Annotated in this window: 11 protein-coding genes; all 11 read right to left on the reverse strand. The window is 47.3% G+C overall.

The window, feature by feature from the left end; translation table 11 throughout:
- A partial coding sequence (gene glmS, locus EYO21_00105; protein HIB02221.1) for a glutamine--fructose-6-phosphate transaminase (isomerizing) occupies positions 1–1,829 on the reverse strand: 1,829 nt, incomplete at its 3' end.
- Positions 1,830–1,854: 25 nt separating this feature from the next.
- Entirely contained in the window at positions 1,855–3,396 is a 1,542-nt protein-coding gene (guaA, locus tag EYO21_00110) for a glutamine-hydrolyzing GMP synthase (GenBank protein HIB02222.1), read from the reverse strand.
- Positions 3,386–4,165 carry a 5'/3'-nucleotidase SurE gene (gene surE / locus EYO21_00115; GenBank protein HIB02223.1) on the reverse strand — a complete coding sequence of 260 codons (780 nt, stop codon included), beginning with the start codon at positions 4,163–4,165 and terminating at the stop codon, positions 3,386–3,388. The genes guaA and surE overlap by 11 nt, the downstream gene beginning before the upstream one ends.
- Entirely contained in the window at positions 4,158–5,018 is an 861-nt protein-coding gene (locus EYO21_00120) for an acetyl-CoA carboxylase carboxyltransferase subunit beta (GenBank protein ID HIB02224.1), read from the reverse strand. Before EYO21_00120 ends, surE begins: the two co-directional genes overlap by 8 nt.
- Before the next feature lie 43 nt (positions 5,019–5,061).
- Positions 5,062–5,715, reverse strand: coding sequence for a tRNA (adenosine(37)-N6)-threonylcarbamoyltransferase complex dimerization subunit type 1 TsaB (gene tsaB / locus EYO21_00125; GenBank protein ID HIB02225.1), 654 nt, complete (start codon positions 5,713–5,715; stop codon positions 5,062–5,064).
- On the reverse strand, positions 5,705–6,145 hold the full coding sequence (tsaE, locus tag EYO21_00130; GenBank protein ID HIB02226.1) for a tRNA (adenosine(37)-N6)-threonylcarbamoyltransferase complex ATPase subunit type 1 TsaE: 441 nt from the start codon (positions 6,143–6,145) through the stop codon (positions 5,705–5,707). The genes tsaB and tsaE overlap by 11 nt, the downstream gene beginning before the upstream one ends.
- Positions 6,146–7,711, reverse strand: coding sequence for a response regulator (locus tag EYO21_00135; protein ID HIB02227.1), 1,566 nt, complete (start codon positions 7,709–7,711; stop codon positions 6,146–6,148).
- A gap of 60 nt (positions 7,712–7,771) precedes the next feature.
- A complete protein-coding gene (locus tag EYO21_00140; protein HIB02228.1) occupies positions 7,772–10,249 on the reverse strand; it encodes an adenylate/guanylate cyclase domain-containing protein in 2,478 nt (825 codons plus the stop codon).
- Between the two features lie 24 nt (positions 10,250–10,273).
- A complete protein-coding gene (locus EYO21_00145) occupies positions 10,274–13,015 on the reverse strand; it encodes a hypothetical protein (protein HIB02229.1) in 2,742 nt (913 codons plus the stop codon).
- A gap of 52 nt (positions 13,016–13,067) precedes the next feature.
- A complete protein-coding gene (locus EYO21_00150) occupies positions 13,068–13,769 on the reverse strand; it encodes a hypothetical protein (GenBank protein ID HIB02230.1) in 702 nt (233 codons plus the stop codon).
- Positions 13,766–14,986: a hypothetical protein gene (locus EYO21_00155; protein HIB02231.1), complete on the reverse strand. Its 1,221-nt coding sequence runs from the start codon at positions 14,984–14,986 to the stop codon at positions 13,766–13,768. Before EYO21_00155 ends, EYO21_00150 begins: the two co-directional genes overlap by 4 nt.
- Between the last annotated feature and the right edge of the window lie 14 nt (positions 14,987–15,000).

Consider the following 15,000-nt stretch of genomic DNA (forward strand, 5'->3'; position numbering starts at 1 on the left):
GTAACACTTTTTGCAAGATTTCGAGGTTGGTCTACATCACACCCCCGAAGCACAGCTAAGTGATAAGCCAAGAGCTGCAACGGCACCGAAGCAACAATTGAAAAAGTTCTGGGGTGCGAAGAGGGAACTTCGATAATGTGATCAGATAGATTCACCAGTTCGGAAGTTTTTCTGTCTGTCACAGTAATGATCTGCCCACGCCGGGCCTTCACCTCTTGAATATTGGATAGAACTTTTTCAAATGTCTTGTCGTGAGGCGCCAAGAACACCACCGGCATCTTTTCATCGATGAGGGCAATGGGGCCGTGCTTCATCTCAGCAGCGGGGTAACCTTCGGCGTGGATGTAGGAGATCTCCTTCAGCTTGAGAGCCCCTTCCAGTGCTACGGGAAAATTGAGGCCACGACCGAGATAGAGAAAGTTGTCCGCCTCTAACGTCTCTTCAGCCACGCTGAGAATATGATCACTTTGAGAAAGAACATCCTCTACCTGTTCACCCATTTCAGACATGGCCTTGGCCAAGCGGCCGCATTCACCCATCGACATGCCGTTGTTTCGGCCTAGATGGAGTGCCAGCATGAAAAGAACGGTCACCTGGGCAGTGAACGCTTTTGTGGATGCGACCCCGATCTCCGGACCAGCATGGGTGTAAATGCCACAATCTGTCTCCCGGGAAATGGAACTACCCACAACATTGCAAATTCCCACAGACAGGGCGCCTAGCTCCTTGGCCTTTCGGATGGCCGCTAGCGTATCAGCCGTCTCGCCGGACTGAGAAACGGCGATGATCACAGTGTTAGAATCGATAATGGGCTCCCGATAGCGGAACTCTGAAGCGTAGTCCACATGAACAGGAATTTGAGCAAATTCCTCCAGAAGATTTTTTCCTATAAGGCCAGCATGCCAAGAGGTTCCACAGGCAGTGATATAAATTCTGCTGGCATTTTCTATCCTCGGGAGATAATCAGCAATACCTCCCAAGTGTGCCGTTCCTGTTTCCAACGACAGCCGGCCCCGCATGGTATCCGTAATGGTGTGGACCTGGTCGTGAATCTCTTTCAACATAAAATGAGGAAACCCACCCTTTTCGATCTCCTCCAGATTATACTCAATCCTTTCAATAACTTTGTTTACAGGTTTGTTATCACCGATGCGGCGGACTTCGTAATTGCTCTTGTTGATTTCAACGAGATCGCCATCATCAAGGAAAACAACGTTGCGAGTGTAGGATATAATGGGCGAAGCATCTGAGGCGAGGAACTGCTCGCCGTCACCGAGCCCAAGTACAAGCGGACTACCCAATCTAGCACCTACGAGCGTATCAGGTTCATCAGAACAAATAGCCAAAATACCATAAGTTCCAACAGTGTCTTGGAGTGCTACTTGAACTGAATCTGCAAATGAGAGTGAATCAGCTGAATAGATTTTTCCAATAAGTTGTACAAGCACTTCTGTATCTGTATCTGTCTGAAATTCAACACCTTCCCTTTCAAGAGCTTCCCGGAGTGTGCTGTAGTTTTCGATAATTCCATTATGGATAAGTGAGATTTTGCCAGAACCGTCAGAATGGGGGTGTGCGTTGATATCATTAGGAACACCATGCGTCGCCCATCGTGTATGTCCAATGCCCACCGATCCCCGGATCGTCGACTCATCCAGCAATCTTTCCAGATCCCTCACCTTCCCTTCACATTTCACAACTTTGTTAACGCCTTTATCCACCGTGGCGATACCCGCCGAATCATACCCTCTGTATTCCAGACGTTTCAAACCTTGAACAAGGATAGGGACGGCATCTTTATTACCGATATATCCGACGATTCCACACATGGCTTAACCTTTCAAAATTATTCAGTTACTCCCATTCAATGGTGCTGGGCGGCTTAGAACTCACATCATACACCACACGGTTCACCCCTGCCACCGAATTGACAATCTTGTTTGATACCTCCGCCAAAACATTCTCCGGCAATCGGTACCAGTCGGCGGTCATCCCGTCCACACTGGTCACCGCCCTAAGAGAGATTAGATTGGCATAAGTTCTCTCATCACCCATGACGCCTACCGTTTTCACTGGAACCAGCACGGCAAAAGCCTGCCAGATTTCGTCATAAATTTCGTGTGCCTTCAACGCCTCGATGAAGATGTGATCAGCCTCTTGCAGGATTTCCACTCTTTCCTCTGTGATTTCACCTATGATTCTAACACCCAATCCAGGGCCGGGAAACGGATGTCTCCCTAATACGTCGGGAGGAAGTCCAAGTTCCTTCCCCACATCCCGTACTTCGTCCTTAAAAAGTTCACGAAGTGGCTCAATAAGCTCAAATTCCATATCTTTCGGCAAGCCACCAACATTGTGGTGAGATTTGATTACATCGGCTGTCCCCCGGACTCCACCGCTCTCGATCACATCTGGGTAGAGGGTCCCCTGGGCAAGAAATTTGAAGTCACCACCGGCCTGCGCCGCAGATTCAAAAGAGCGGATAAACTGTTCACCAATAATACTTCGCTTCTTCTCGGGATCAGTGACACCGTTGAGTCTAGAGAGGAAATTATCTGAAAAATCGTGATGCTCAATGGGGAAACCAAGGCTCTCTCTCAGTCGTCCCTGGATGTAGTCCGGTTCATTTTTTCGAAGCAGACCGTGATCCACAAAAACACACCTAAGCTGGTCTCCAATAGCCTCGTAGATCAGTTTCGCCATCACCGAAGAATCCACACCACCGCTGACGGCACAGAGAACTCTCTCATCCCCCAAAGCCTCACGAAGTTCTTCAACAGTAGAGGTCACAAAAGATGCCGGCGTCCAATCCTTCTTGCACCTGGCCACACTGAATAGAAAGTTAGAGAAAATCTGCTTCCCATCAATAGTGTGAATCACTTCAGGATGGAATTGAGTTCCCAGAACCAGTCCACCATCCCTTTCAGCAGCTGCCAAAACACCGTTGCCGGAACGGGCCAGGACTGACCAATTCCCTGGCAACTCATCCACAGCATCGCCGTGACTCATCCACACTTGCGTCTTGTCTGTAACTCCGTTGAACAGCTTGCCGCCGTTCTCAATGGACAGTTCAGCAAAGCCGTACTCACGTTGACCGTTTGCTTTCACAACACCACCATCGTGGTTCATAAGAAGCCCAAATCCGTAGCAAATGCCGAGAACAGGAACATCCATCTCTATGACAGCAGAATCGAGAGTAGGAGCACCCTTAGCATAGACACTGTCCGGTCCTCCAGACAATACTACCGCTATGGGAGAGCGTTGAATTATTTCATCACTCGTGGCAGAATGCGGGAGTATCTCAGAGTAAACATTCTGCTCCCGAATCCGCCTAGCAATGAGTTGGGTGTACTGAGAGCCGTAATCGATGATGAGAACAGTCTGCTTATGTCTCAATGTTCACAAATTCCTCCCACTCTTTCAATTCTTCCAGTGCACTCTCGCTTGTAAGGTTATAGTGAAGTGGCGTCACTGACACATAGCCGTCCCGCAAGGCGACGTCATCAATATGCGGATCAACCTCAGATGACACCAGTTCACCATCCATCCAAAAATAAACTCGCTGCCTCGGATCAACTCTTCTGTCGAAGCGCTCCTCATAATTGCTAGTCCCTTGCCTAGTAAATCGAACACCCTTAGCTTTTCCGTTGGGCGTTTTAGGAACATTTATATTCAAAGCTGTTCCTTCAGCAATTCCTTTTTCAAGAGTGACTCTGACAAACCGATCAGCAACCTTTGCCGCGTAACTGTAATCGGGAGAGACCCAAGCATCCAGCGAAATTGCCAAAGCCGGAACGCCTAGGATAATCGCCTCAGTAGCTGCGGAGACCGTACCAGAGTAGAGAATGCTCATTCCTATATTTGCACCTCTGTTGATACCTGAGACCACTAGGTCCGGTTTTCTCTCTAGAATCACCTTGATGGCCAGCTTCACACAGTCGGCAGGCGTCCCTGCCACAGCATAGCCGGAAAAACCGTTTTCTCTTTCCAATTCCTTGATGCGAATAGGATCAGAAATTGTAATGGCATGTCCCACAGCACTCTTCTCAGTTTCCGGCGCTACCACCACGGTCTCACCAATTCTAGCCACAGCCTGCTGGAGGACAAAGATACCTTTCGAGTATATGCCGTCATCGTTGGTAACCAGAATAAGAGGTTCAGGCATTAACTTCAACCCTTTGATGTCCAAATTCGAGAATCCGGGTTAAAACTTCCTTCATCTCTTTCCGGTGAATAATCCTGTCCACGAATCCTTTTTCCACGAGAAATTCAGACCGCTGAAATCCTTCCGGTAGGTCCTCGCCAATGGTCAGCTTTATAACCCTCGGCCCAGCAAACCCAATAAGAGCGCCAGGCTCAGCCAGAATTACATCCCCCTGCATCCCGTAACTTGCGCTAACGCCGCCGGTTGTGGGATCAGTGAGAATCGAAATGTAAAGACCCCTCGCTTCGGAAAAACGGGCAAGCTTCGCTGAAATTTTTGCAAGCTGCATGAGGGAATATACACCTTCCTGCATACGGGCACCGCCTGAGGCGCAGATCATTACCAGCGGTACTGAATTCTCCAGCGCGTAATCAATGGCCCGGGACATCTTCTCTCCCACCACCGAGCCCATACTGCCCCCGATGAAAGAAAAATTCATGACACCCAACACAATCTTGTGCTTCCCAAGATTACCCACATAAGTGGATATGGCATCAGGACCGCCCGTTCTGACTATGGCCTCCTTTAGCTGAACCGAATAGCTCTTTTTCGCCTTGAATTTCAGCGGATCAGCTGAGCGGAGCTGAGGATTCAGTTCTTTATAACCATACTCATCAAAGAGGATTTTCAAGTAATTCTCCGGCTCCAATCGAAAATGGAACTGGCAGTGAGGGCATACCATCATTTTCTTCACCAATTCCCGCCTGAAGAGAATCTCTTCACAGCTGGGACACTTTTCCCACAGTCCGTCTGGAATGGACTTCTTTTTGGTAGTTGTGACCTTTTCCTTCTGCCGTTTAAACCATGGAGTCATAGCTAATAAATTTGGTCATTCTTCCACAGTAATCCAATGTCACTCAAGAGGCGGCTTTTCCGCCGATCTGAAAGGAAGCAATGTAATTTGGCTCGAAAGCGTGGAATTCTTTCACAGCCAGTTCAGAATAACGGTTCGTCGCAATCCTACCAACAGCCTTGGCAGAAGGGACGCCTTGGTATACGTTCACACCATCAACATAGCTGTCCAGGAATTGATCACAACCGTAATGGACAAGCTGACCACCTTTGGGAACCTCTGTCACAGCTTCTTCCCATGTGGCTGACACAGCCAGACTCTTAGTCTCCCAAATATCAGCTCTTTTAAAAAATTTCTGATGATACACATAATTCTTATGTGAAAAAAGAACAGTTTCGACATCACCTAATTCTAACCCGCAGTTCTCGGTTATGGCCAGGAGTGTCGGCACTGGAACCAGAGATAGATCACCGCTGAAAGCAACCCCCTTGGCAAAACTGAGGCCAATCCGCAGTCCCGTAAACGAGCCGGGGCCTATGGAGACAGCAACAGCGGAAAGTTTAGAGATGTCTGTATCACCTTCTTCCAGAACCTCCTCGCAAAAATGTGGGAGTTTTTCGGCGTGTTCCCGATCCAATACTTCTTCACGGCAAGCCAGAACCTCCTCCCCGTCCATGAGCACCACTCCGCAAACAGAAGAGGCCGTTTCAATTGCCAATAGCTTCAGCTTCGGTCCTCTCTATGGAAATTTCGCGTTCACCTTCGCCAATGCGATTAAAGGAGACCCGGATAGCCTTCCGGGGAATCACATTCGGAAAGAGGTCAGACCACTCAATCACACAAATCCCTTCGCAACCAAAGTAGTGGTCAAGACCCAAGGCGGCGAGGTCGGCTGCTGATATTATACGGTAGAAATCGAAATGGTAAAGGGGTGGATCGGAATCGTACTCCCCCACCAATTTGAACGTGGGTGAATTGACAACATCCTCGACGCCCAGACCTGATGCGATACCTTGCGTAAAAACTGTCTTTCCGCTCCCCATGGGACCGGCAAGAGCTACCACATCCCCTGCAACAAGGGACCTGGCGAAATCCTTCCCCCCACTAAATGTTTCTTCGGGTGATTTGGTGTTCAACCGTTCGCCCACTCACCGCCTCCTGAGCGTAATGGTGGGAACCAGCATCTCCTCAAGCGATATACCGCCGTGTTGAAAACTGTCCTGAAGTTGACCCAGATATTTATGATACTGTGTGGGATATACGAAATAGACATCTTCTTTAGCGATGAGATAGTTTGTTCCGGTGAGCATTTCGGGCAAACGGTAGTCCGCTGGACGCTTAATAACGAGAGCATGTTTATCCGGGCACTGAAGGCTTCGGCCGTATTTGTACCTGACCCCCTTAGACGTTTCCCGGTCCGCCGCAACCTTCACCCCCCGTCGGACACGAATACTGCCGTGATCGCTGGTCAAAACGACAGTATAGTCCATTTCGGCGGCGGTGTTCAACACTTCCAATAGCCACGAGTTAGCAAACCAGGTCTGAACAAGGGAACGGTAACCTGATTCGTCCGGTATCATCTCCTGAAGTACGTCCGATACGGCCCGGTGGTGTGTCAGAAGATCGACAAAATTGACCACCAGTGCGATAATCGACAAATCACTGTATTCCTTCATGTGAGTCAAAAACCTCTGTCCTTCCTTTGCGATGTTGACTTTGTGATAGGCGTGGTTAATGTCACAGCCGAGAAGTTCTCTGAGCAAGTTCTTGAACATCTCAGGCTCGCCCAGATTCATGCTAGACTCACTGTTGGTCGTCCTTTGCCACAGCTCCGGCTCCTGATCCTGGATTTCGGATAGAAAACGACCACTGAAAATTCCGTTCCTAGCAAATGGTGTAGCTGACGGAAGTAACGAAACATGATATCCGACCTCAGCCTGAAATAGCTTCTGAATTAGGGGCAAAATCCCCAGGGCCTGATCAAAACGGAAACAGTCCACCACTACGAATAGTACTTTTTCATTTTTTTTCAATAGAGGAGCAATCTTTTCAGAAACCACGTCCACAGAAAGTGTGGGGCGATTGCCTCTCTCTGAGTGTATCCAGTCTCTGTAGTTGTCTGTCACATATTTCACGAATCCCCTGTTGGCAGAGCGGAGCTGATCGTCCAGCGTATCGTTAAGTCCCAACTCCTTACGGCTGTCCAACTCAAGCTGCCACCCAGCCAGCCGGCTGTAAAGATTCCACCAGTCCTCTATTTCACGAGCTGTGATAAGGGCACTTTCGATGGCTTGGAATTCTTCCAGATAAGCGTCGGCAGTCTTCTTCTCAAGGATCTTCTCTTCCTCTAAAATCTTTTTACAGGCGAGGAATATCTGGCTTGGATTCACTGGTTTGGTGAGATAACCGGCCGTTTTTTCTGAAATGGCCTCATCCATAAGCCACTCTTCCTCGTTCTTTGTAATCATGATAACAGGAATATGAGGACTTTTCTCTTTCATCTCTTTTAAGGTAGAGATGCCGTCCATTCCGGGCATTACCTGATCAAGAAGCATCAGATCGAAATTTTCACTCTCAGTGGCGGAGAGAGCGTCCCGGCCGTTCGTCACTTTCTCCACGGTATAGCCCCTCTCTTCGAGATATAGAATGTGGGGTTTGAGCAGATCGATTTCATCATCCACCCAGAGAATTTTGCCACGGAAAGTTGGATTCATCACCTAAAGGTTAGTAATGGACAGATATAAATCGTCTGCCGGATGGTATCTCAGTAAATCCTATTTTTGGGTCAACGTCCAGACGCCGTCCCAGTCATCACCGGGCGGATTCGCCTTTAAGTATTCACAGCGTTCAATATATACGGCGCTAGGGTTCGTGGGCCGGGTGGGAAACATTTCTTCCATAGTCTCGGCTTCCTTAAAGGCCTTCAGACCCTTATCCCACTTCTGTTCAAGGTAGAAATCGACACCTTCACGAAACACCGGTATCAGTTTTGAGTATTCCCCACTCAGCCCCTCCTTCTCCGCCAACAGCTCAAAAACCTTTACAGGATGCGTCTTTCCTTTAACACGAACATTATCCAGGAATCGCCATTCAAATCTGTCTTTGACGGCGTTGTACGTATTCTCAGCCACCTGGATGTAGACACCGTACTGTTTAGCCGATGCCTCCAAACGGGCGGCAATATTTACAGTATCACCCATCATGGTATAGTTCATCCTCATCTTGGAGCCCATGTTGCCTGTCACCATGTCACCGGAATTGAGTCCTACGCGGTGACGAATATTGTGGACAATATCAGGCCAATCGCCCGATTCTGCCCATTTCTGGCGGAGATCACTGAGATGATTTTCCATCGCAAGAGAAGTAATACAGGCAAGATATTCGTGGTCATCCACTGGAACAGGCGCACCGTAGAAAGCCACTATGGCGTCACCGATGTACTTATCCAGAGTGGCGTGGTGATCGAGAAGAATATCCGTCATTTCTGTGAGATATTCGTTCATCAATGCCACCATTCGCTCTGGCTCCAGCACTTCAGAAAATAAAGAGAAGCTCTGGATATCTGAGAAGAATGCAGTGTTATAACCGGCCTCGCCGCCAAGTTTAGGCTCCTGTTTCGAATCGTACATCTGATCAATGAGGTCAGGTGAAACGTACGTACCGAATGTGTTTTTCAAGAACCGTTTATCCTTCTGTTCAACAATAATCCGGTACAAAACATTACTGGTGTACGTGATAAATACACCGAAAATGGGTGCAACTACAAGCACCAAAGTTGAATCGTGCAAACCGGGTACGTTGATGCTATCCCAATTCCCGGTCAGTCTCTTCACAAGCCAAAGCGAATCGCTCGTGAATGCACCTATGGCGTAACTAAGAAAAACAAGAATCTCCACTAAAATGCAGACACCGGCCAACAACGGGTTTAAAAACGATATAAATAGATAAGCAAATATGGATAACCCAGCGATTAGCAGGATATGTGCGGCGCGTGAATCACTAGACCAACTTATTTCCCCGCCATAAACGTCAATGAAATTTTGATCTAGCAGGGTCTGAATTGCATTGGCGTGATATTCTACCCCGGGTAAGAGATTCTGCTCGCCTGCAAAGGTAAAGAAAGAGGTCTGTTTGACATCGTGGAGTACTTCTACGGAGACGCCAATGAGGACAATCTTGTTGTAGAAAGGCGATTGTGTAATGTCGAAGTCTTTTCCTAAGCCAAGTTCTTCCATCAATTGAGCCTTGGTCTCAGGGTCTTCAATCTCTTTGAGCCATTGAGGAATTTCTCCTGGAAGAAACTGGCTCATCCAGTCCGTATCCTCATCAAAATCGTTAAGATCAACATCCTCCACATCCACAACGTTTGAGAGAGGATATCGATTAAAAGTCTTCCAAGCCTCATAACCTTCAATATTCTGTGCAGAGCTAGGACCATATATGTTAACCAGAAATCGACCAGGATAGCTAAATATGGGGATCTCTAAAGGCCCATAAGAAAGTTTACTTGCATCTTCATTGAAAAAAGGCATCGTTGTATCTGGAATATCTAGAAAATTTTGGACAGCCTTCAAACCGAGAGTTGGATATAACGTGTCAGAACTCTCAATTGTCATAAAAGTAAAGTACTGCCTTGAAAAGCCATCTGTGTCAGGGTTCTCATTCACAAGACCGTAATCTGCATTTGCGGACTGCAGAATGGCATTAGGAAACTGAATATACTGTGGCGGAACCCGGGTAGACTCTTGAACAAGCTTTGAGGCAAGAATAATTGAAGTACCATTAGATTTCGCTTCAACAATAGCTTTAGCGAATATGCTGTCCCCGTGGGCAGGCACGAGTTTACTTAGCCCTCTTGCCTGAAGATTGGATCGAATCTCCTTAAGATATTCCGATTGTCTATCAGGTGCATCAAACTGAATATCAAAAACGATCACCTTTGCTCCCGCTTTCGATAGGTTTCTGACGACCATTCCCCACACTTCTCGAGGGTACGGCCATGTCCATGGAACCAGACGGTAACTTTCGTCATCCACATCCACCAACACAACATCGAGACTGTCCTTCGGTATCTCTTGACGTGCCATCCAGCCCGAGAGAGGGCCTCGTGTCTTAAAGGCGAGATCGATAACCTTTAGTTCGAAGGTATCAAAAACACCTATACTATGAAGCAAAAAGACGAGGATAAGAGAGCCGAAGGTTATACCAAGCCCTACGGCCTGTTTCTTTAACTGCTCAAGAATTGTATTCATGTGGAAAATAAATTAACACAAAAGCTAAAATAAGTAATTGGCCGATAATTTCACAGCCAATGTTCCCACTTCGGTTCCCTCATCTGTTGATTTGATTTTCGATGAGAGAGATGCTCGCAAAACTAATGAACCAAAAGGTTTCAATTCGCCGCCACCGTTGAGACCGATAAAGGTAAACTGAGAAATCCCCGTGGCATTCAGGAGAGAAAGGCCCCCTGAAAGCTTTGCCTTACCACCCCACAATCCATAGGATGCGTTGCCGCCCACTGTGGTGAGGCGGGATTCATTCTCGCTCACAGTGACGCTTGACTGGAGAGGAATCTGAACTTTATATCTGGATAGGGTCAAGGTGGTTTGAAGGGGGCTGGCAAATTTTGCCGATGTAATGAGCGAGAGCGCCTCAGAATTAGCTGCCTTTTGAATATGTCCGGGGGTCCTCTGAGCTTCAAGCTGATCTTCAACATCGACGGAATTGTATGTCAAAAGAAAGTTAAATCTTCGCCCATTTCCAATTATGGGCACATTCACTGAAAAAAACCGGTTCTTGGTCTGTGTATCTTCCCGGTTGTCTATGAATGAGATGGAATCTTTACCGGTGTAGCTCGTATAGATCAATGTATCCAGTGTTGTTTTTTCGTTGGTCCGTTGCACATTTTGAAAGCTTCCTGAAAATGAGGCCATACCTGCACCCGGGGAGAACGCCATTGTGGTAGTGCTTGTTTTCTGTTTGTACGGGTCAACAACAGTCCGGAGAATTTTATTGTTGCGGCTTTTGTATTCGAACCCCAGAGAAAGCTTGTTATCAAAAACCCTGAAACGGTCGCTGAAGATAAATTCTCTAAGATTCGATGAAAGATAAGGGTTAGCCAGAGATTTGAACTCCGGCCCAACCTGAGAATATTTCATCTCGATTGTGTTACCGTAGTAGAATGCGCGAATTTTCATGTTATAAGCGGATGAAGGCATATTCATCACTGCCGCAAGAGGTGTTTCTTGTATTGCCTGAATGTCTATAGGAATGAGGGGAGTCATATAAATATTGGCAACAAAGACATCTTCAAACTGACTTGGGTCAGGAAGACCTTCTACAGAGAACCCGGAGCTGGTCACTTTTCCATTCTCATCATATGACCTGCCGATATAGTCGTCCAGACTGTCATCAAGGGCAGTGTCCAGATCGGCAATACTCATGGAACCGTCCCAAATGTTTCTGTTGAGCATGCTCATTGCCCAAGCCGATTCAAAAACTAGGCGGCGGTCATCAAAACTGAAACCGAAATCGAACCCGCCAACGATATTGTCCATCGGCTTCTCGCCGCCCCAGTTTTGCTTTGCGAGTTCATATGATCCTACTCCCTGTAGAGCAGTCTCAAAATTTGAGAAAGAGTAGATCCCGGAATCGATCCCAGCCACAGAGATAGAGTTCTGCCAATCGGGTACAGTGAAGTTTGCGGAGTTTAACTGTGGAAGGACAGAGCCTAGCTCATCCTTCGCCTTTTGTCCGAAGACACCAAAATGTACCCGGTTGAACAGATTAATCCCCAAATGCCCCGCTATATATTGCCGGGCAAAGGTGTAACCCCGTCTGTCCAATATGTAAAGAGGAAGGCCCGTGGAATCGGTTGTGATATCGGTGATCTTGTAAGACTTGTCATCTGTAAGATATCCCTGGATTGGCCGCTCCAGTTCACCACTCACCGTCTGGAGACGCAGCCATTTTAGATTGAAATCTGTCCCCACACCGCGCACACGCTTCCCCTCAACAAGATAGGGTGAAAGCACAGGTGTGAAATCACCCATCCGGATGGTGACAAAATCGCTGGAGCGAACCGTGAACGAGAGCCTGTTCTTTGACTGTGCAAAAAGGTTCTCTTGAGTTGAACGTTTGATATCAGCCCGTATTTTGAACCATTCCCAGCCACCTTCAAGGGTAGTTGTGGTTTCACCCACCGAAAGAGTAGTGCCGCTAACCTGATTAAGAGAAAAATCCGATCTTATTTTTCCGGTATATTCAAATTCCGCCGCTGCCGCAGCTATTTGTGAACCACTCCCCCCCACAGCAAATGTCCAAGTGGTCGGTTCCAGCTCATAACTGTAGATATTCACAATTTCGATTCTGGCGGTATGCAGACCAACCTCGAGCTCCGGCGCTATGTAAGTTGCTATATCTGTAGTGATTTCGGCGTAAGCCGTCACATCCTGATCATCAACAAAAAACCGAACCTGGTTTGGATCCACACCGTTCACGCTGAAGAGCGAAACGGCCAACAGAACATCTTTCTGCTGTACAAGCTCCCCTTCATTGGGGCTGAGAACAAGCACTTGCGAGGCGAGCCGAGGACCTGTCTGTCTAACAGGTGACCGGGTTGGTGTCGGCTTTGCCGGTGCCGGTGCTACATTAATAAACTTGGGTGAGGAGAGTGGATCCCGTTCAGGATACCCCAATGAGGAACCGTCTGAAAGATTAAAGACAAATGCATATTCCAGCCCCTCCTCCGAAACAAGATGGCCCGGGACAGTGCCCTGCCAAGTCGATCTGACGAATACTACATCTTGCTCCTGATAACCGGATTGACCGGCAATTCTGTGAAAAAGTCGTGCTTCAACTACTTGACCGGAACCATCAACAATAACCTCTAGCGTAACAGGTTGACCTGCCACCGCACCTGCAGGAGGAACATGCAAAACTCTACCAGAGAACTGTGCCTGGAGAGCAAAGCTGGAAAATAAAACCAAAAAGAAAGTGTAATTAAATGAACGAATCATCCAGAAAGAAAAAAAATTAATAATTATAAATCTAAAACGATGAAAAAATTGATCAATTGTAATTAATGATCAATACTTTTTCTTGTCCGTCTGGACCCATCATGATGATCCTCAGTTCCTGAGGTACATCACCCGTATCATCCTCATCCACAGGAATATCTGAGGCAATGGTGGCTGAAACTGTCAAACTACCGTCAGGTGTTGAAAGACAGGTCTGATTCGCAAGTAGATCTAGGACATCACCAGAAGCTAAGTTCGTAAGTTGGACAACCCCCTCCTCATTATAGACAGCATCACCGGTCTGACTGTTAGTAATCATCCAAAATGAAGTTCCCTTCACAGACGCCACAGTTGTCGGCGAGGTAACTGAAAACTCCCCGCGACGCTGTTTAGATACCACTGCCCTTACCGTTCCACCGGTTATTTCAAGATTCTTTTCAAGACCTTTGCCGACGCGTTTGCCACGGATTCCAAGATTCGTATTCCCTTTTAGCTTCACCATACTCTTATCATCAAGATAGATAAGTACTGCAAAGGCGTTAGCTCCTGTCCGAATAAAATCTTTATCGTTCAAGAGTTCACCAGCTTTTACCACATTATAAGAAGCATCTGAACCTCCGTGACGAACTTCCACATTCCCTTTAACTTTTGTCATAACGGCCACTGTTGCCTGTTGAGCAAAGAGTGTCCCTGACAAACCCAATCCTAGAATTAGAAGGGTGTGCATAGAGCTTTGCGAAGATAAAGTTCTCATTCTACCGCTATGCTGATGATGCTAGTGGATCCTTCACTAAACTGACGGAGCACCCTGAAAACTTCATCTACGGACACTTCCATACCGTTAATAACATAAGTGCCTGACGGATCAAAGCCGCTAAGATCGCCTTCGGGACCAAAATAGGCTCGGAACTGACCCTCTCCCATCAACTCCATCAATTGTTGTAAAACGGGATGCATCACATCGAAGCCGGCCGAGGGTGTATCTGTCAGATCCGCCAGTTTGAAAGCGAAAATGGGGCTCGTAAATGATTCGGCTCCCTCCGTGGTGGGCAGCTTTTTCTGAACCTGCCATACATAAGTCTGACCAGGTTCAAGATCGATAGCATCGGAAAGAGGATACTGAAAATTGGTGGCAAACCCTACAGGCTCCCACCCTTTTGTCTGATCCATAGGCAGGGTTGTTACACCCTGGATAGCTTCTTGAGGAGAACTATGAGATTCAGAGTCGAATTTCGCTATGCGGATGTAGGACTCACAGCCTGAACACGGCTCAGTCTCCCACTGGAAGATGGGATAGGGTGAAAAGATGACGTTCTGGGAGGAATCAGCCAAGGCACCACCCGGACCCAGAAGGTTAAGAGAGGTTGGCGTCGTAACAACAATTGTTTCAATAACCTCATCAGTGACAATCAAACTTCCTTCGTCCGAGGATGGCCCCGAACGCACCAATACTCGAAAGGTATAATTACCATCGGCTAGTTTACCTGTGGTAACTACAGCACTTAATAAATCCTCGAACTTGGAAATATCGATAGATTCTATCAATCTTCCCGTAAGAGGTACTTCATTGGGCGGCACTGCCATATCGAAAAGAGAGGTTGTCTGTATGGAAAGAGAGGTGTTTGAAATTCGCAAATCAGCCTTCATCTGGAAAGGTGCTGTCTGCATTTTTATCACCGTTGTAGGTTCGGTGATACCGAGTGACCGGGATAGCAAGGACACTTCAAACTCAAGTGATGCCCACACTTGATATTCAGGATCCTCCAGTGAGGTATATTTACCGGACTCTTCTGTCATGCGGAATCCGAAAAACTGAACATCACTGGCACCAGTGGACAAATCGATAGAACTGATGTAATAGGTAGCGTAAGAAACAAAACCGGGATCATCCATCAGTTTCACAGACTGAGCAGACAGCATTGAGACTAGGGAAAGAAGAGAACCGGTACAGCGTAAAAGTTTTTTTCTCATATCAACTCACATTT

Source organism: Candidatus Neomarinimicrobiota bacterium (assembly GCA_012964825.1).
Classification (GTDB): Bacteria; Fidelibacterota; Marinisomatia; order Marinisomatales; family S15-B10; genus UBA2125.